Origin of the sequence: Escherichia whittamii, assembly GCF_014836715.1 — a bacterium.
In the GTDB taxonomy this organism is placed as follows: domain Bacteria; phylum Pseudomonadota; class Gammaproteobacteria; order Enterobacterales; family Enterobacteriaceae; genus Escherichia; species Escherichia whittamii.
Genome location: NZ_JACSQI010000008.1, coordinates 166,860 through 184,677, shown reverse-complemented (window position 1 = coordinate 184,677; position 17,818 = coordinate 166,860). Strand labels below are relative to the sequence as shown.

The window sequence follows — 17,818 nt, the reverse complement described above, 5'->3', positions numbered from 1 at the left end:
ACGCCACTGGCGGATGCGGCGTAAACGCCTTATCCGCCCTACATGTACGCTCCCCCTGGCCGGATAAGACGCGCCAAGCGTCGCATCCGGCGTTGCCACCGGGCGTATTCTTTTTGAATCCCATCACAAACCCCGCATTCCCCTTTTCCCTTTTCCCCGGCGACGGCTAAATTATAACTCATCCGACCACATAACAATTATTTTACATACTGGACAATTTTATGAGCTATCCGTCGCTGTTCGCCCCGCTTGATTTAGGCTTCACCACGTTAAAAAATCGTGTGCTGATGGGCTCAATGCACACCGGGCTGGAGGAATACCCGGACGGTGCCGAGCGGCTGGCAGCGTTTTATGCCGAACGCGCCCGTCACGGCGTGGCGCTGATTGTCAGCGGCGGCATTGCACCAGATTTAACAGGCGTTGGCATGGAAGGTGGTGCAATGCTCAACGACGTCAGCCAGATCCCACACCATCGCACGATTACCGAAGCGGTACATCAGGAAGGCGGCAAAATCGCCCTGCAAATTTTGCATACCGGGCGCTACAGCTACCAGCCGCATCTGGTGGCACCGTCCGCACTGCAGGCCCCCATCAACCGCTTTGTTCCCCATGAGTTAAGCCATGAAGAAATCCTGCAACTGATCGACAATTTCGCCCACTGCGCACAACTGGCGCGGGAGGCGGGATACGATGGCGTAGAGGTGATGGGTTCCGAAGGGTATTTGATCAACGAATTTCTGACGCTGCGCACCAACCAGCGTAGCGACCAGTGGGGCGGCGAATACCCTAACCGGATGCGATTTGCCGTTGAAGTAGTGCGTGCGGTGCGCGAACGCGTCGGCAACGACTTCATTATTATCTACCGTTTGTCGATGCTCGACCTGGTAGAAGGCGGCGGTACTTTTGCCGAAACGGTGGAACTGGCGCAGGCCATCGAAGCGGCTGGCGCAACCATTATCAACACCGGAATTGGCTGGCATGAAGCGCGTATTCCGACCATCGCCACACCAGTACCGCGCGGCGCCTTTAGCTGGGTCACGCGTAAACTGAAAGGTCACGTCTCGCTGCCGTTAGTGACCACCAACCGCATTAACGATCCGCAGGTTGCCGACGATATTCTCGCGCGCGGCGATGCGGACATGGTATCGATGGCGCGACCGTTTCTTGCTGATGCCGAGCTGCTGTCAAAAGCGCAATCGGGGCGAGCTGATGAGATCAACACCTGCATTGGCTGCAACCAGGCCTGTCTGGATCAGATCTTTGTTGGCAAAGTCACATCGTGTCTGGTCAATCCTCGCGCCTGTCATGAAACCAAAATGCCGTTCCTTCCTGCCGTGCAGAAAAAAAATCTGGCGGTTGTTGGTGCCGGTCCGGCGGGGCTGGCGTTTGCCATTAACGCGGCGGCGCGTGGGCATCAGGTAACGTTGTTTGATGCGCATAGCGAGATCGGCGGGCAGTTTAATATCGCCAAACAGATCCCCGGCAAAGAGGAGTTTTACGAAACGCTGCGTTACTACCGCCGAATGATCGAAGTAACGGGCGTAGCGCTCAAACTCAATCACACCGTAACTGCGGATCAGTTACAGGAATTCGATGAAACGATCCTCGCCAGCGGGATCGTGCCACGCATTCCGCCCATCGACGGGATCGATCATCCGAAGGTGCTGAGTTATCTCGACGTACTGCGCGACAAAGCGCCGGTGGGCAACAAAGTCGCCATCATCGGTTGTGGCGGGATTGGTTTTGATACGGCGATGTATTTGAGTCAGCCTGGCGAATCCACCAGCCAGAACATTGCCGAGTTCTGCACAGAATGGGGCATTGACAGCAGCCTGCAACAGGCCGGTGGCTTAAGTTCGCAAGGAATGCAGATCCCCCGTAGCCCACGGCAGATTGTGATGCTCCAGCGCAAAGCCAGCAAACCAGGACAAGGGCTGGGCAAAACCACCGGCTGGATCCATCGCACCACCCTGCTCTCACGCGGCGTGAAGATGATCCCTGGTGTAAGTTACCAGAAGATCGACGATGACGGGCTGCATGTGGTGATCAACGGCGAAATGCAGGTATTAGCAGTGGATCATGTGGTGATCTGCGCGGGGCAAGAGCCAAACCGCACGCTGGCGCAACCGCTGATTGATAACGGGAAAACCGTGTATTTAATTGGCGGCTGCGATGTGGCTATGGAGCTGGACGCACGACGGGCAATTGCCCAGGGAACACGGCTTGCGTTAGAGATTTAAATCGTTATTTGACGTGCCGGATGCGACGCTTGCCGCGTCTTATCCGGCTAATGATCGTAGGCCGGATAAGGCGTTCACGCCGCATCCGGCAGGCCGCGTTAATCAATAAACAAGGCGGGAGAAATACCGAATCGCGCAGCCAGTTTTTTAGCGTGTTCCAGCGTTAATTTTCTCTTCCCGTTCAAAACGCGTGACACCATTGATTTACTGCCAATTTCCGGCAAATCAGAAAGGGTTAAACCGTATTGATCCATCAGAGTACGAATCACAGCAACACCGCCAGGCATGGCTTGAGCCATCGCATTAAATTCAGCAAATTCAGGCGCTGATTCTTCCCACGCGGTTATTTTGGCACATACCAGATCCAGCAAGGGGTTTTCAGGATCGTTGAGCAGCAGATGATCTACCAGTTCCAGCGCCTGGGCGTATTGTTCTTCGTTCTGGATACCCGCCAGAAAAGGTGCCACAGCGGTTAGCTTTTCTCCTGCCTGCAAGATGTCGGCAATCGCAATCATTTTTTCCCCTTAGTACGATGAACGGCGGTAAAGAAATCGTATTCTTTGTGCGTCATAACGTCGCGTATGTAGCACTTTTGCGATTCAAAAAAGATCATTGCTACAACACGTAATTCATTGCCCCCGACATTGAAAACATAATGCTTATCCAGATATTTGAAGTTATCCAGAGATGGGAACACTGCTTTTAATGACTCAGGTTTTTTGAAATATCCCTTAGCAATCGTGTTCCCCAGTGCCACCAACTCCGTTTTATGCTGCGGATATTTTTCCGCAGCATCTTTCAATGCTTTTTGAGTGATCAGGTGCATTCTTCATCAAGTCCGTTGACAAATTGGCAATATGATAACATCCGTTGACAGATTGGCAACGGATGAATTTATCTGTGTGACGGAAGAATAAACGTTGAAAAACACTAAACAAGAGAATGCAGAGGATGGCGACTGGGATTTTTGTTTTATGGAAGCGCGATTCCAGAACTGGGCAGACATTGCCGGATGTGACGATTACCGCGTCTTATCCGGCCTGGGGGTAACATGCTGATCGTAGGCCGGATAAGGCGTTCACGCCGCATCCGGCAGGTAGCTCCCAATCTTACCGACGACGCCCCAGCTTCACCGCTTTCAGCACCACAAATTTATTATTCGTCGCAATAGTGGTGCAGTTGCCGAAAATCTTCTTCAGTTTATGGAAGTAATCCAGATGGCGGTTGGCAACGATATACAGCTCGCCGTTGATTTTCAGGCAGCGGCGAGCGTGGTGGAACATCTCCCAGGCGACGTTATCGGTCAGCGCATGTTGCTGATGAAACGGCGGGTTGCAGAGCACAGCATTAAAGCGGAAAGGTTCCACGCCGGAGAGCGCGTTGTTGATCATAAATTCGCAGCGATCCAGTGCCTCAGGCATGTTGATTTCTACGTTCATGCGGCTGGAAGCAACGGCCATTGGCGATTCATCGACAAACACCACTTTCGCCTGCGGGTTTTTATCAAGCAATGTCAGGCCAATGACACCGTTACCACAGCCGAGATCGACAATCTCACCTTCGAGATTTTCCGGCAGATGCTGCATAAAGAAGCGCGCGCCGATATCAAGCCCAGTGCGGGAGAAGACATTCGCGTGGTTGTGGATGGTCCAGTCGGTGCCTTCCAGTTTCCAGCTAACGGTCTGCGGCGCATCGGCCAGCTGCGGTTCATTGAAAGTGCAGTTAATCAGGCGCGCTTTCTTCCATGCCAGCGTGGTGGTGGTCGGGCCGAGCACTTTTTCGAACAGTTCCAGCGTGGACGTGTGAATGTCACGGGCTTTGGCACCGGCAATAATGCGTGTTTGTGGCGTTACCACTTTGCGCAACGCACGCAGTTGCTGCTCAAGCAATGCCAGCGTTTTCGGTATTTTGATCAGTACTACGCCCGGCTGTTGCGGGTAGTCGGCAGTGCTGTCGAGAAACTTCACGCTCGACTCATCAATCCCGTTGAGACGTAAATTCTCACGCGTCGCCAGTTCGCTGATGTATGAGTCGCCGATGCTGTACGGCTTATGTTCCGCCAGCGCGCAGCTTAACGCGCCAAAAGCATCATTCAGGATTAACACCGGGCCGCGGATTTCTGTATCGTCCAACTGTTGCAGCAAATATTCATCCGCCGCTTCCCACGCCTGTAGCGGGTTAACGTCATCCGTCGCCGGAAAACGTTGTAGTGTCAGTGAACGGAAACCGTTGTCTAAGTGGCTCATCGGCCCTCCTGAATGATAAAATTTCGACGTTGCCCCTGAAAAGGGTGCGTGAGTATACCCTTTTTCTCTTTTTCGTGGGCGGTTATGAGCAATCTTACTTATCTTCAGGGTTATCCCGAGCAACTGCTTTCCCAGGTGCGCACGCTGATTAATGAACAGCGTCTGGGCGATGTGCTGGCAAAACGCTATCCGGGAACGCACGACTACGCTACCGATAAAGCCCTCTGGCAATATACTCAGAATCTGAAGAATCAGTTTCTGCGCAATGCCCCGCCGATCAATAAAGTGATGTATGACAATAAGATCCACGTGCTGAAAAACGCGCTCGGTTTACATACCGCTGTTTCACGTGTGCAGGGCGGCAAGCTGAAAGCAAAGGCGGAGATCCGCGTCGCTACCGTGTTTCGCAATGCGCCGGAACCGTTTTTGCGCATGATCGTGGTGCACGAGTTGGCGCATCTGAAGGAGAAAGAACATAACAAAGCGTTCTACCAGTTGTGCTGCCATATGGAACCGCAGTACCACCAGCTTGAGTTCGACACTCGCCTGTGGCTGACGCAGCTTACGCTTGAGCAGGCCAAAATCTGAAAATGATCTCAGGCGCTATCTTTTCCTCCTTTAGCGCCTAAAATCGACCTCCCCTCTATCGTTAAGGATAACGACCATGCTGCGCGCATTTGCTCGCCTTCTTCGCCGCATTTGTTTTTCTCGCCGGACTCTCAAAATTGCCTGTTTTCTGTTGCTTGTGGCAGGCGCGACGATTTTTTTCGCCGATCGGGCAATGGTCAACGCCAGCCAACAACTCACCTGGAGTGACATCAACGCTATTCCGGCACGTAACGTGGGTTTATTGTTGGGAGCAAAACCGGGTAATCGCTACTTTACCCGACGTATTGATACCGCCGCAGAGTTGTACCACGCAGGAAAAGTGAAATGGCTGCTGGTCAGTGGCGATAACGGACGTAAAAATTACGATGAAGCATCAGGTATGCAGCAGGCGTTGATCGCTAAGGGCGTACCGGCAAAAGCCATCTTCTGCGACTATGCCGGATTCTCAACGCTTGATTCAGTGGTGCGTGCCAATAAAGTGTTTGGTGAAAACCATATCACCATTATCTCGCAGGAATTTCATAACCAACGCGCCATCTGGCTGGCAAAGCAATACGGCATTGACGCCATCGGGTTTAACGCACCCGACCTGGAAAAAGGACACGGAAAGATGGTCCGTCTGCGGGAAAAAATTGCCAGAGTCAGCGCGGTAATTGACGCAAAAATCCTCCATCGTCAACCGAAATACCTGGGGCCGTCGGTCATGATTGGTCCGTTTAGTGAGCATGGCTGTCCGGCGCAGAAATAATGCGTATCCGCGCACGTCGAAGATGAAAAAGGCGTGCTACATTGACGGCAGAATCCCTTTATGGAGTATCCACGCGTTATGATACGTTTCGCCGTGATTGGTACGAACTGGATCACTCACCAGTTCGTCGAGGCCGCCCATGAGAGCGGTAAATACAAGTTAACCGCCGTCTATTCCCGCAGCCTTGAACAGGCCCAGCACTTCGCCAATGAGTTTTCTGTCGAGCATCTGTTTACTTCGCTGGAAGCAATGGCGGAAAGTGACGCTATTGACGCGGTGTATATTGCCAGCCCGAACGCCCTGCATTTTTCCCAGACACAGCTTTTCCTCAGTCACAAAATGCATGTGATTTGCGAGAAACCATTGGCGTCGAATCTGGCGGAAGTGGATGCAGCCATTGCCTGCGCGCGGGAAAATCAGGTGGTGCTGTTTGAGGCATTTAAAACTGCCTGCCTGCCTAACTTTCATTTGTTACGCCAGGCGCTGCCGAAAGTCGGCAAACTGCGGAAAGTCTTTTTCAACTACTGCCAGTATTCCTCGCGGTATCAGCGTTACCTGAACGGCGAAAATCCCAATACCTTCAATCCGGCCTTCTCTAACGGTTCAATTATGGATATCGGCTTTTACTGCCTGGCGTCAGCAGTGGCGTTATTTGGTGAGCCGAAAAGCGTGCAGGCAACGGCGAGTTTGTTGGAGAGCGGCGTGGATGCCCACGGCGTGGTGGTGATGGATTACGGTGATTTCAGCGTTACGTTGCAGCACTCAAAAGTCAGCGATTCTGTCCTGGCAAGTGAGATTCAGGGCGAAGCGGGATCGCTGGTGATTGAAAAACTTTCCGAATGCCAGAAGGTTTGCTTTGTGCCGCGCGGCAGCCAGATGCAGGATCTCACCCAACCACAACATATTAATACCATGCTTTACGAAGCAGAACTGTTTGCTGAACTGGTGGATGAGCATCTGATTAATCATCCAGGACTGGCGATCAGTCGCATCACCGCGAAACTGCTGACCGAGATCCGCCGCCAGACTGGGGTGATTTTTCCGGCAGATAGCGTAAAACTATAATTGTTACCGTAAAGCAGTGTAAAAGGCATGTAACAGACCATTGACTGGCTGAATGGTCTGTCATACTTTGTTACCTGCAAAGGGGAGTAACTTCATTGCCGGTCGATCGTCATTACGATGTGTGAAAAACCACATCCGGTCACTGGGCAACCCGAAAGGAATATGCAGACATATTCCTTTGAGACTGATGACAAACGTCAAGTTGCCTGATGCGCTACGCTTATCAGGCCTACATTATTCTTGCTATCTATTGAATTTGCATGATTTTGTAGGCTGGATAAGGCGATTACGCCGCATCCGGCATAAACAAAGGCACTTTGTCACCAATCTGAAAGGAATACGCAGACGTATTCCTTTTTTGTTGTAAGTGAGACCTTGCCGGAAGGCGAGGTCTATGCATAAAAAGCAGCGGCTGACGTCTTCCGACGTTGGCCGTTTTTTTATGTGTAAGGAACTTCTATGAATACTGTCGGCACGCCGTTGCTATGGGGCGGATTCGCTGTTGTTGTCGCCATTATGCTGGCTATCGACCTGTTGTTGCAGGGGCGTCGTGGTGCGCATGCCATGACCATGAAACAGGCTGCGGCCTGGTCGCTGGTCTGGGTGACGCTGTCGTTACTGTTTAACGCCGCTTTCTGGTGGTATCTGGCGCAGACACAGGGGCGCGAAGTCGCTGACCCGCAGGCGCTGGCCTTCCTCACAGGTTATCTGATTGAGAAATCGCTGGCGGTCGATAACGTCTTTGTCTGGTTAATGTTGTTCAGCTATTTCTCTGTTCCTGCGGCATTACAGCGCCGCGTGCTGGTGTATGGTGTGCTCGGGGCGATTGTTCTGCGTACCATCATGATCTTCACCGGTAGCTGGCTGATTTCGCAGTTCGACTGGATCCTGTATATCTTCGGTGCATTCCTGCTGTTTACCGGCGTGAAGATGGCGCTGGCTCATGAAGATGAATCAGGGATTGGCGACAAGCCGCTGGTGCGCTGGCTGCGCGGCCATTTGCGCATGACCGATACCATCGACAACGAGCATTTCTTTGTGCGTAAGAATGGCTTGTTGTATGCCACGCCGCTGATGCTGGTGTTGATTCTGGTGGAGTTGAGCGACGTGATCTTCGCCGTGGATAGCATTCCGGCTATCTTCGCTGTTACCACCGATCCGTTTATTGTGCTGACCTCAAACCTGTTTGCGATCCTCGGCCTGCGTGCGATGTATTTCCTGCTGGCGGGCGTAGCGGAACGTTTCTCGATGCTCAAATATGGTCTGGCGGTGATTCTGGTGTTTATCGGTATCAAGATGCTGATTGTCGACTTCTACCATATTCCGATCGCCGTCTCGCTGGGCGTGGTGTTTGGTATTCTGGTGATGACGTTTATTATCAACGCCTGGGTGAATTATCGGCATGATAAACAGCGGGTAGAATAATTCGCATTAAAACGCATACACCACCAGGTCAGGCACAACTATGTGATGTTCTCTTCTGGTTGCGCTCCTTTTCAGTGCAATGCCATATAAAGTCACTGGCGCAAGGAGCGCGCAGGGGGAGGACAATCGCCTCCTCCCCCTGCACCCCCGGGCTCTGGCGAACAAAATCGCCGCTGCGCGGTGCCCTCAGCTTATCCCTTCCGGCTATCGGGTACGGGCGCGAGGTAACATCCCTGTAAAACGCGCCCTCAGCCCACATCCATGTGGGCTGCCCCGGCCTCCAGGAAACGCTTCGGCGACTTTGACGCCACCAACACCGGTGCGGTTTATCAGTCTGCAACAAACACAACTAAACCTAATCAAGGATCAGGAGATGCCAGTTTGCTTTACCCACGAATATGTAAAACAAATGTAACCACTAAGTTGCAAAATATGACCTCCCTTTAAAATCCAGCATTTTTCGCTTCCCGAAGCTGTAACTTTCCTTATACTCGACCTTGCAAACACTTTGTTACATCCTGAAAGATGCGTCGACAGAACGCACCAGGGATGTGCGTTAACACAACGAAAGGATCGAAAAATGACTACGCAACGTTCACCGGGGCTATTCCGGCGTCTGGCTCATGGCAGCCTGGTTAAACAAATCCTGGTCGGCCTTGTTCTGGGGATTCTCCTGGCATGGATCTCAAAACCGGCGGCAGAAGCTGTTGGTCTGTTAGGCACTTTGTTCGTCGGTGCACTGAAAGCCGTAGCGCCAATTCTGGTGCTGATGCTGGTAATGGCTTCCATCGCTAACCACCAGCACGGGCAGAAAACCAATATCCGCCCTATTCTGTTCCTCTATCTGTTGGGTACTTTCTCTGCCGCACTGGCTGCAGTTGTCTTCAGCTTCGCCTTCCCTTCTACCCTGCATTTATCCAGTAGCGCGGGCGATATTTCCCCGCCGTCAGGCATTGTGGAAGTGATGCGTGGGCTGGTAATGAGCATGGTTTCCAACCCCATCGACGCCCTGCTAAAAGGTAATTACATCGGGATTCTGGTGTGGGCCATTGGTCTTGGTTTCGCGCTGCGTCACGGTAACGAAACCACCAAAAACCTGGTCAACGATATGTCGAATGCCGTTACCTTTATGGTGAAACTGGTGATTCGTTTCGCACCAATCGGTATTTTTGGTCTGGTTTCTTCTACGCTGGCAACCACCGGTTTCTCCACACTGTGGGGCTACGCGCAACTGCTGTTGGTGCTGGTTGGCTGTATGTTGCTGGTGGCGCTGGTGGTTAACCCACTGCTGGTATGGTGGAAAATTCGTCGTAACCCGTTCCCGCTAGTGCTGCTGTGCCTGCGCGAAAGCGGTGTATACGCCTTCTTCACCCGTAGCTCTGCGGCGAACATTCCGGTGAATATGGCGCTGTGTGAAAAGCTGAATCTGGATCGTGATACCTATTCCGTTTCTATTCCGCTGGGGGCGACGATCAATATGGCAGGTGCAGCCATTACCATTACGGTGTTGACGCTGGCTGCGGTTAATACGCTGGGTATTCCGGTGGATCTGCCCACCGCGCTGCTGTTGAGCGTAGTTGCTTCTCTGTGCGCCTGTGGTGCTTCCGGCGTGGCAGGTGGTTCTCTGCTGCTGATCCCGCTGGCCTGTAATATGTTCGGTATTCCGAACGATATCGCCATGCAGGTGGTTGCCGTCGGCTTTATCATCGGTGTGTTGCAGGACTCCTGCGAAACCGCGCTGAACTCTTCAACTGACGTGCTGTTCACCGCCGCGGCTTGCCAGGCGGAAGATGCACGTCTGGCAAATAGTGCCCTGCGTAACTAATACTTAGCCCCTTTCGTCAACGGCGGAAGGGGTTTTCTCCACTTTAAACGGATCAATCCCCCTTCTCTGCATCCGCCAGAAACGAATGATGTTCAGGCCATTCATCAGCAGAAAACTGCCTTCAATCATCGTGCCACCAATCGACCCAGCCCAGATGTTATGCGTTAACCAGCAACAAGTAGAAAACCACATCACGCAGCGCATGGTCAGTCCTTTACAGCGAAATAGCGCCCAGGTACTGACAATCGTGCCAATGACCGGCAGCAGCTCCATGGGATGATGGAACTTCGCCAGACCAACACCTCCCGTCAGCACGATGAAGATCGCCATTATCCATAAGCTACGGGTACGCAGAGTAATTAACGTACGGATAGCATTGAGGATTGAGCTGGCCCCAGCCGGGAAGATACCCATCAGGAAAAAATGTACGCCAATAAATACGCTATAGATGGAAAGCTGAATTTTGAAGCGACGTTCATCGCGGTTGAAGAAGGTGGTGATCCCAATCAGAAAGGCGATGACACCCACGCCCTGGGCCAGCCAATACGCGGTCATGATAAATCCTTAGCAGGTATGGAAAAGCAAACGGCGCTTCACATTATGAAACGCCGTTTATTATTCACAACTTATTTCGACTTTACAGCGTTACGCCGCTTTTAAAGATCGCCAGTTCGCGGAAGTCGTTACGCTCGTTGCAGGTTTGCTTACCGTTAGCAAACTCAACGATGGTATCGATAAATTCTTCCAGCAACTGCGGCATCGCTTTACCGTGGATCAGCTGACCTGCGTCAAAGTCGATCCAGTGTTTTTTCTTCGCGGCCAGTTCACTGTTGGTGGCGATTTTCACCGTCGGTACAAATCCGCCGTACGGCGTGCCGCGACCGGTACTGAACAGCACCATGTGGCAGCCTGCGCCCGCTAGTGCGCTGGTCGCTACAGCATCGTTACCCGGCGCGCTTAACAGGTTCAGGCCCGGCGTTTTCAAACGTTCGCCGTAACGCAGCACGTCAACCACCTGACTGGAGCCTGCTTTTTGCGTACAGCCGAGAGATTTATCTTCCAGCGTGGTGATACCACCCGCTTTGTTCCCCGGTGATGGGTTTTCGTAAATCGGCTGGTCATGGGCAATAAAGTACTGTTTGAAGTCGTTGACCATGGTGACCAGTTTTTCAAACGTTGCTTCGTCACGGCAATGGTCCATCAGCAACTGCTCTGCACCGAACATCTCCGGTACTTCGGTCAGCACGGTAGTGCCGCCGTTAGCAATGACGTAATCAGAGAAGCGCCCCAGCATTGGGTTAGCAGTAATACCGGAAAGACCGTCGGAACCGCCGCACTCCAGACCAAACTTCAGTTCGCTGAGTTTGCCCGGCTCACGCTTGTCGTTGCGCATCACGTTATACAACTGATGCAGATGTTCGATCCCCGCTTCAATTTCATCATCCTGCTGTTGGCAGATCATGAAATGAACGCGATCAGGATCAATATCACCCAGCGTTTCACGGAACGCGGCAACCTGATTGTTTTCACAACCCAGACCAATGACCAACACTGCGCCTGCGTTCGGATGACGCACCATGTTTTGCAGCATGGTGCGGGTATTAATGTGATCGTCGCCCAGCTGCGAGCAGCCGTAGGTGTGGCTGAAGAGGAACACGCCGTCAGTACCTTCAGCGTTGTTCGTCTCTTTTAGAAAACGATTCTGGATCTGTCGCGCGATGCCGTTGACGCAGCCCACGGTCGGCAGGATCCACAACTCGTTACGCACCCCAACATCGCCATTCGCGCGACGATAGATCTGCACTTCACGATCTGCCGCTTGCGCAGGCAGATCGTGAAAATCAGGTTGATAGCGATACTGATCCAGATCGCTCAGATTCGTGCGCGTATTGTGGGCATGAACGTGTTCACCTGCGGCAATATCCGCCAATGCATAACCAATCGGCAGGCCATATTTAATGACGTTGGCCCCTTTTTCGATATCCGTTAACGCAAATTTATGTCCACGAGCGACATCCTGGCGCAGCGTAACGGTCTGGTTATCGACACTGATTTCTGTGCCTTCAGCCAAATCCGCTAAAGCGACCGCGACGTTATCCAGCGCATGGATCTTGATGTATTGCATATCAACCCCAGACCTTAGTTCAGTTCAATGGCGAAGTAGTCACGCGCATTGTTAAAGCAAATATTTTTCACCATCTCGCCCAGCAGGTTGATATCCGCCGGTGCTTCGCCCGCTTCCACCCAGCGACCGATCATCTGGCACAGAATGCGGCGGAAGTATTCGTGACGGGTGTATGACAGGAAGCTACGGCTGTCAGTCAGCATACCGACAAAACGACTCAACAGACCAAGCTGTGCCAGTTGGGTCATCTGACGCTCCATACCGTCTTTCTGATCGTTAAACCACCAGCCGGAACCGAACTGCATTTTGCCTGGCATACCTTCGCCCTGGAAGTTGCCGATCATGGTACCCAGCACTTCGTTATCGCGTGGGTTCAGGCAGTAGAGAATGGTTTTCGGCAGCAGGTTTTCTTCGTTCTGTTTGCTCAGAAGCTTAGACAGTTCTTCCGCCATCGGACGGTCGTTGATGGAGTCAAAACCTACATCCGGCCCCAGCAGTTTGAACTGGCGCAGGTTGTTATTACGCAGCGCGCCGATATGGTACTGCTGTACCCAGCCGCGGCGTGCGTATTCGGCGCCCAGGAATACCAGCACCGCAGTTTTGAACTGTGCTACTTCATGCTCGCTCAGAGTTTCACCTGCCAGACGACGTGCCAGGATGCTGTCCAGTTCTGCTTCGTTTGCTTCAGCAAACATCACCACATCCAGCGCGTGGTCAGACACTTTACAACCGTGAGCGGCGAAGTGATCCAGACGTTTGGTCAGCGCAGTTTGCAGATCAGCAAAGCGGCGAATGTCGGTATCGGAGACTTCACCCAGCTTCGCCATATAGTCGTTAAAGGTCGCCTGTTCAATGTTGAAGGCTTTATCCGGACGCCAGCTCGGCAGCACTTTAATGGTGAAAGAGCCGTCTTTGGCGATCTCAGCGTGATGCTCCAGAGAATCGATCGGGTCATCGGTGGTGCCGACCATTTTCACGTTCATCTGCTGCATGATGCCGCGCGCAGAGAAGTTATCCTGCGCCAGCAGTTCGTTACATTCGTTCCAGATTTCATCCGCAGTTGACGGAGACAGCAGTTTGCCAGTGATACCGAATGGACGACGCAGTTCGAGGTGCGTCCAGTGATATAACGGGTTGCCGATAGTGTGCGGAACGGTCGCCGCCCATGCGTCAAATTTTTCGCGGTCAGAGGCATCACCGGTACACAGGCGTTCAGCTACGCCATTGGTGCGCATTGCACGCCATTTGTAGTGATCGCCTTTTAGCCAGATGTCATACAAATTCTTAAAGCGATAGTCTTCTGCGATCTGCTGCGGCGGCAAATGGCAGTGGTAGTCGAAAATCGGCTGGTCTTTTGCGTAGTCGTGATACAGACGGCGGGCAAATTCAGTATCTAACAGGAAATCTTCAGTCATAAACGGAGTCATTATCGTCTTCCTCTCAACGAGTGAGCTAGCTTGCTTAAGGTGCGATGCTGACAAAGTTATCACACCAATTTCCAGAGCCAGAGGATATTTTCGTGAGTTAGATCAATAAACGTAGTTAAAAAAATTACTCTCAAAGTGGTAAATCCCTCTGCAAGCCGCGCCAGTTCTGGCTTCGCTCTCATCCAGTAATGCCCCTACAAATATTCCCACATTTGTGATGGCTCTCACCTTTTAAAGTTGTATGACAAGTTATCTTTCTGCCGTCGCGAATCATAAGTCGACGGAATGCAAATTACCGATTCATTCATTTGTTAGATGAATTGGGTTGACCGGTACGGAAGCCGAATTAGCACGAAACTTTCATGGCAGCGTTCGGGGTGTACCGGTTTTTTTTTCGGTCATCCGGTCGTAATTAGCATCCTCTGCCCCAGGCAGGATGATGACCGCGCTTATTGCGGATATAACAAAACGATGAGGTTTTACATGCGTAAAATTAAAGGGTTACGTTGGTACATGATCGCACTGGTGACGCTCGGTACCGTGCTCGGTTACCTGACGCGTAACACTGTGGCGGCAGCTGCGCCAACTCTGATGGAAGAGTTAAACATCTCCACCCAACAGTATTCCTACATCATCGCAGCCTATTCTGCTGCATATACGGTCATGCAACCTGTAGCGGGTTATGTACTGGATGTTCTGGGGACGAAAATCGGTTACGCAATGTTTGCCGTGTTGTGGGCAGTATTCTGTGGCGCAACCGCACTGGCTGGTAGCTGGGGCGGTCTGGCGATTGCCCGTGGTGCGGTAGGTGCAGCGGAAGCAGCGATGATCCCGGCGGGTCTGAAAGCCAGCTCCGAATGGTTCCCGGCGAAAGAGCGTTCCATCGCGGTAGGTTACTTTAACGTAGGTTCTTCTATTGGTGCGATGATTGCGCCGCCGCTGGTGGTATGGGCAATCGTGATGCACAGCTGGCAGATGGCATTTATCATCTCCGGTGCACTGAGCTTTATCTGGGCGATGGCATGGCTGATTTTCTATAAACATCCACGCGACCAGAAGCATCTGACCGATGAAGAACGCGACTACATTATTAATGGTCAGGAAGCCCAGCACCAGGTTGGCACGGCGAAGAAAATGTCCGTTGGTCAGATCCTGCGTAACCGTCAGTTCTGGGGTATCGCGCTGCCGCGTTTCCTGGCAGAACCGGCCTGGGGTACTTTCAACGCGTGGATCCCGCTGTTCATGTTTAAAGTTTACGGCTTTAACCTGAAAGAGATCGCGATGTTCGCCTGGATGCCAATGCTGTTTGCTGACCTTGGTTGTATCCTCGGTGGTTACCTGCCGCCGCTGTTCCAGCGTTGGTTTGGTGTGAACCTGATCGTTTCCCGTAAGATGGTGGTAACACTGGGTGCGGTACTGATGATTGGCCCGGGTATGATCGGTCTGTTCACCAACCCGTATGTCGCGATTATGCTGCTGTGTATCGGTGGTTTTGCTCACCAGGCACTGTCTGGCGCACTGATTACGCTCTCTTCTGACGTGTTCGGTCGTAACGAAGTGGCAACGGCAAACGGTCTGACCGGGATGTCAGCATGGCTGGCAAGTACGCTGTTTGCGCTGGTTGTTGGTGCTCTGGCTGACACCATCGGCTTCAGCCCGCTGTTCGCAGTACTGGCAGTGTTCGACCTGCTGGGCGCACTGGTTATCTGGACTGTATTGCAGAACAAACCGGCGATTGAGGTGGCGCAGGAAACACATAACGATCCCGCCCCGCAACATTAACGCTTAGTGTAAGTTTTAGTTTCCCTTCAAAGCCGCCTTCTCAGGCGGCTTTTTCACCACTGCGAGTAGAGCTAAACTCGCAAAAGTGGTATAACAAATATAGTCTGCCGTATCATGCCTGGAGCGCATATGGAAATCACTGAACCACGCCGTTTGTACCAACAGCTCGCCGCTGACCTGAAAGAGCGCATTGAGCAGGGCGTCTATCTGGTGGGTGATAAACTGCCCGCCGAACGTTTTATTTCTGATGAAAAAAACGTCAGCCGTACTGTGGTTCGTGAAGCCATCATCATGCTTGAAGTCGAGGGCTATGTAGAAGTGCGCAAAGGCTCGGGAATTCATGTGGTTTCCAACCAGCCTCGCCATCAGCAGGCGGCGGACGCGAATATGGAATTTGCTAATTACGGTCCGTTTGAACTGCTACAGGCACGTCAACTTATCGAAAGCAATATTGCCGAGTTTGCTGCAACCCAGGTAACGAAACAGGACATCATGAAACTGATGGCCATCCAGGAACAGGCACGCGGCGAACAATGCTTCCGTGATTCCGAGTGGGATTTGCAGTTTCATATTCAGGTCGCATTAGCGACGCAAAACTCAGCACTGGCTGCCATCGTTGAGAAAATGTGGACTCAGCGTAGTCATAACCCGTACTGGAAAAAATTGCACGAGCACATTGATTCCCGCACCGTCGATAACTGGTGCGACGACCACGATCAGATTCTCAAAGCGTTGATACGTAAAGATCCTCATGCCGCCAAACTTGCAATGTGGCAGCATCTGGAAAATACCAAAATTATGTTGTTTAACGAAACCAGTGACGATTTCGAGTTCAATGCCGACCGCTATTTGTTCGCCGAGAATCCTGTCGTACATCTGGATACTGTGGCCAACAGCAGCAAATAAACTTCCGCTTCTGACAGGCGCAGCAACGCGCCTGTTCGCTTCATCGGTAAGCAAAAAGTATAAAGTGTCAGCCTGTGTAAATCCTCTCGCCACCCTCCTCCGCAATCAGCAAAATCAGACTCCACGGACATGTAATTTTGATAACGAACAACGTTGACCTTTGTTACAATTAGATTCAATTTGAATTTATGCTATTAGATGTTTTCTTATCTCACGTTTTAACAGGGAATAGTTCAGGCCGTATTGGTGTCTCGACCCGCAATACATACAACAACAGCAATAACCTGACGGGTGTGCATCATTTAAAACCGGCGTGGCGTTAACCGATTCACCAGGAATAATGAATGGAACTTTTGACCCAATTGCTGCAAGCCCTGTGGGCGCAGGATTTTGAAACCCTGGCCAATCCATCGATGATTGGCATGTTGTATTTTGTCTTGTTTGTGATTTTGTTCCTCGAAAACGGCTTGCTTCCAGCGGCCTTTTTACCAGGCGACAGCTTGCTGGTGTTGGTCGGTGTATTGATTGCCAAAGGCGCAATGGGTTACCCGCAAACCATTATGCTGCTAACTGTTGCTGCCAGCCTCGGTTGTTGGGTCAGCTACATACAGGGGCGATGGCTGGGCAATACCCGCACCGTACAAAACTGGCTATCCCATTTACCCGCGCACTACCACCAACGCGCGCACCATCTTTTTCATAAACACGGTTTATCTGCGCTGTTAATTGGTCGCTTTATCGCATTTGTCAGAACATTACTGCCGACCATTGCCGGACTGTCAGGGCTGAATAACGCCCGTTTTCAGTTCTTCAACTGGATGAGCGGTTTGCTGTGGGTATTGATCCTGACAACCTTAGGTTACATGCTCGGCAAGACGCCGGTATTTTTGAAGTATGAGGACCAGCTGATGTCATGCCTGATGCTGCTCCCGGTGGTGCTGCTGGTGTTCGGCCTGGCAGGTTCTCTGGTTGTGTTATGGAAAAAGAAATATGGAAATCGGGGGTAAAGGATGCAAATACCTCGCATGTCGCTTCGCCAGCTAACCTGGTTCGGCGCTGCTATACTGCTGGCTGGCACGCTGCTGCTGGCCTGGTCTGCGGTTCGTCAACAAGAATCCACGCTGGCGATCCGTGCCGTTCATCAAGGAACGACGATGCCGGACGGCTTTTCCATCTGGCATCACCTTGACGCTCATGGCATTCCTTTCAAAAGCATCACCCCTAAGAATGACACTCTGTTGATTACGTTTGATTCCAGCGATCAAAGTGCCGCCGCCAAAGCGGTCCTCGACAGAACATTGCCTCATGGCTACATCATTGCGCAGCAGGACGATAATAATCAGGCCATGCAATGGCTGACCCGGCTGCGAGACAACTCTCATCGTTTCGGATAACTTCCTGTTATCCGAAACATATCACT

The 17,818-nt window shown here is 52.0% G+C and carries 17 protein-coding genes; 11 read left to right on the top strand and 6 right to left on the bottom strand.

The genetic code is table 11. The annotated features are described in order from the left end of the window. Nucleotides 1-221: 221 nt before the first annotated feature. Nucleotides 222-2,240, top strand: a complete 2,019-nt coding sequence (gene fadH, locus H9644_RS14185; RefSeq protein ID WP_191775036.1) for an NADPH-dependent 2,4-dienoyl-CoA reductase — start codon at nt 222-224, stop codon at nt 2,238-2,240. A 98-nt stretch (nt 2,241-2,338) separates the two neighbouring features. Here the strand turns inward: fadH and higA are convergent, their stop codons facing one another. The 3 genes from higA to rlmG form a co-directional block, all read right to left on the bottom strand. Further along, complete coding sequence (higA, locus tag H9644_RS14180; RefSeq protein ID WP_000560254.1) at nt 2,339-2,755, bottom strand: type II toxin-antitoxin system antitoxin HigA; 417 nt, start codon at nt 2,753-2,755, stop codon at nt 2,339-2,341. Beyond that, nucleotides 2,752-3,066, bottom strand: coding sequence for a type II toxin-antitoxin system toxin HigB (gene higB, locus H9644_RS14175; RefSeq protein ID WP_191775034.1), 315 nt, complete (start codon nt 3,064-3,066; stop codon nt 2,752-2,754). Before higB ends, higA begins: the two co-directional genes overlap by 4 nt. A 283-nt stretch (nt 3,067-3,349) precedes the next feature. Beyond that, nucleotides 3,350-4,486, bottom strand: coding sequence for a 23S rRNA (guanine(1835)-N(2))-methyltransferase RlmG (gene rlmG, locus H9644_RS14170; protein ID WP_191775021.1), 1,137 nt, complete (start codon nt 4,484-4,486; stop codon nt 3,350-3,352). Nucleotides 4,487-4,570: 84 nt separating this feature from the next. Here rlmG and H9644_RS14165 point away from each other — a divergent pair, with 84 nt between their 5' ends. From H9644_RS14165 to sstT, 5 genes are all read left to right on the top strand, one after another. Next, entirely contained in the window at nt 4,571-5,074 is a 504-nt protein-coding gene (locus tag H9644_RS14165) for a M48 metallopeptidase family protein (protein WP_191775019.1), read from the top strand. 76 nt (nt 5,075-5,150) lie between these two features. Further along, complete coding sequence (locus H9644_RS14160; RefSeq protein ID WP_191775017.1) at nt 5,151-5,843, top strand: SanA/YdcF family protein; 693 nt, start codon at nt 5,151-5,153, stop codon at nt 5,841-5,843. Nucleotides 5,844-5,921: 78 nt separating this feature from the next. Continuing rightward, a complete protein-coding gene (locus tag H9644_RS14155) occupies nt 5,922-6,908 on the top strand; it encodes a Gfo/Idh/MocA family protein (RefSeq protein ID WP_191775015.1) in 987 nt (328 codons plus the stop codon). Nucleotides 6,909-7,367: 459 nt separating this feature from the next. Further along, the gene (alx, locus tag H9644_RS14150) at nt 7,368-8,333 is read left to right on the top strand and encodes a TerC family membrane protein Alx (RefSeq protein ID WP_001098791.1); all 966 of its coding nucleotides are present in this window, start codon (nt 7,368-7,370) and stop codon (nt 8,331-8,333) included. A gap of 580 nt (nt 8,334-8,913) precedes the next feature. After that, nucleotides 8,914-10,158, top strand: a complete 1,245-nt coding sequence (gene sstT, locus H9644_RS14145) for a serine/threonine transporter SstT (protein WP_064529591.1) — start codon at nt 8,914-8,916, stop codon at nt 10,156-10,158. Between the two features lie 3 nt (nt 10,159-10,161). Here sstT and H9644_RS14140 read toward each other — a convergent pair whose 3' ends face one another. From H9644_RS14140 to uxaC, 3 genes are all read right to left on the bottom strand, one after another. Further along, nucleotides 10,162-10,713, bottom strand: coding sequence for a YgjV family protein (locus tag H9644_RS14140; protein ID WP_191775013.1), 552 nt, complete (start codon nt 10,711-10,713; stop codon nt 10,162-10,164). Nucleotides 10,714-10,795: 82 nt separating this feature from the next. Continuing rightward, nucleotides 10,796-12,283 (bottom strand): altronate dehydratase, encoded by a 1,488-nt coding sequence (gene uxaA, locus H9644_RS14135; RefSeq protein WP_064529589.1) that lies wholly within the window; start codon nt 12,281-12,283, stop codon nt 10,796-10,798. A gap of 14 nt (nt 12,284-12,297) precedes the next feature. After that, on the bottom strand, nt 12,298-13,710 hold the full coding sequence (gene uxaC / locus H9644_RS14130) for a glucuronate isomerase (protein WP_000187442.1): 1,413 nt from the start codon (nt 13,708-13,710) through the stop codon (nt 12,298-12,300). 483 nt (nt 13,711-14,193) lie between these two features. Between uxaC and exuT the strand changes: the two genes are divergently transcribed. The 5 genes from exuT to mzrA all read left to right on the top strand — a co-directional run bounded on the left by exuT (nt 14,194) and on the right by mzrA (nt 17,792). Beyond that, nucleotides 14,194-15,492: a hexuronate transporter ExuT gene (exuT, locus tag H9644_RS14125; protein ID WP_064529588.1), complete on the top strand. Its 1,299-nt coding sequence runs from the start codon at nt 14,194-14,196 to the stop codon at nt 15,490-15,492. A gap of 129 nt (nt 15,493-15,621) precedes the next feature. Beyond that, a complete protein-coding gene (exuR, locus tag H9644_RS14120; protein ID WP_064529587.1) occupies nt 15,622-16,398 on the top strand; it encodes a transcriptional regulator ExuR in 777 nt (258 codons plus the stop codon). A gap of 188 nt (nt 16,399-16,586) precedes the next feature. Further along, nucleotides 16,587-16,721: a hypothetical protein gene (locus H9644_RS22065; protein ID WP_446719063.1), complete on the top strand. Its 135-nt coding sequence runs from the start codon at nt 16,587-16,589 to the stop codon at nt 16,719-16,721. Nucleotides 16,722-16,742: 21 nt separating this feature from the next. Then, nucleotides 16,743-17,405, top strand: coding sequence for a DedA family general envelope maintenance protein YqjA (gene yqjA, locus H9644_RS14115; protein ID WP_064529586.1), 663 nt, complete (start codon nt 16,743-16,745; stop codon nt 17,403-17,405). A 3-nt stretch (nt 17,406-17,408) separates the two neighbouring features. Then, on the top strand, nt 17,409-17,792 hold the full coding sequence (gene mzrA, locus H9644_RS14110) for an EnvZ/OmpR regulon moderator MzrA (RefSeq protein ID WP_064529585.1): 384 nt from the start codon (nt 17,409-17,411) through the stop codon (nt 17,790-17,792). Nucleotides 17,793-17,818 lie beyond the last annotated feature (26 nt).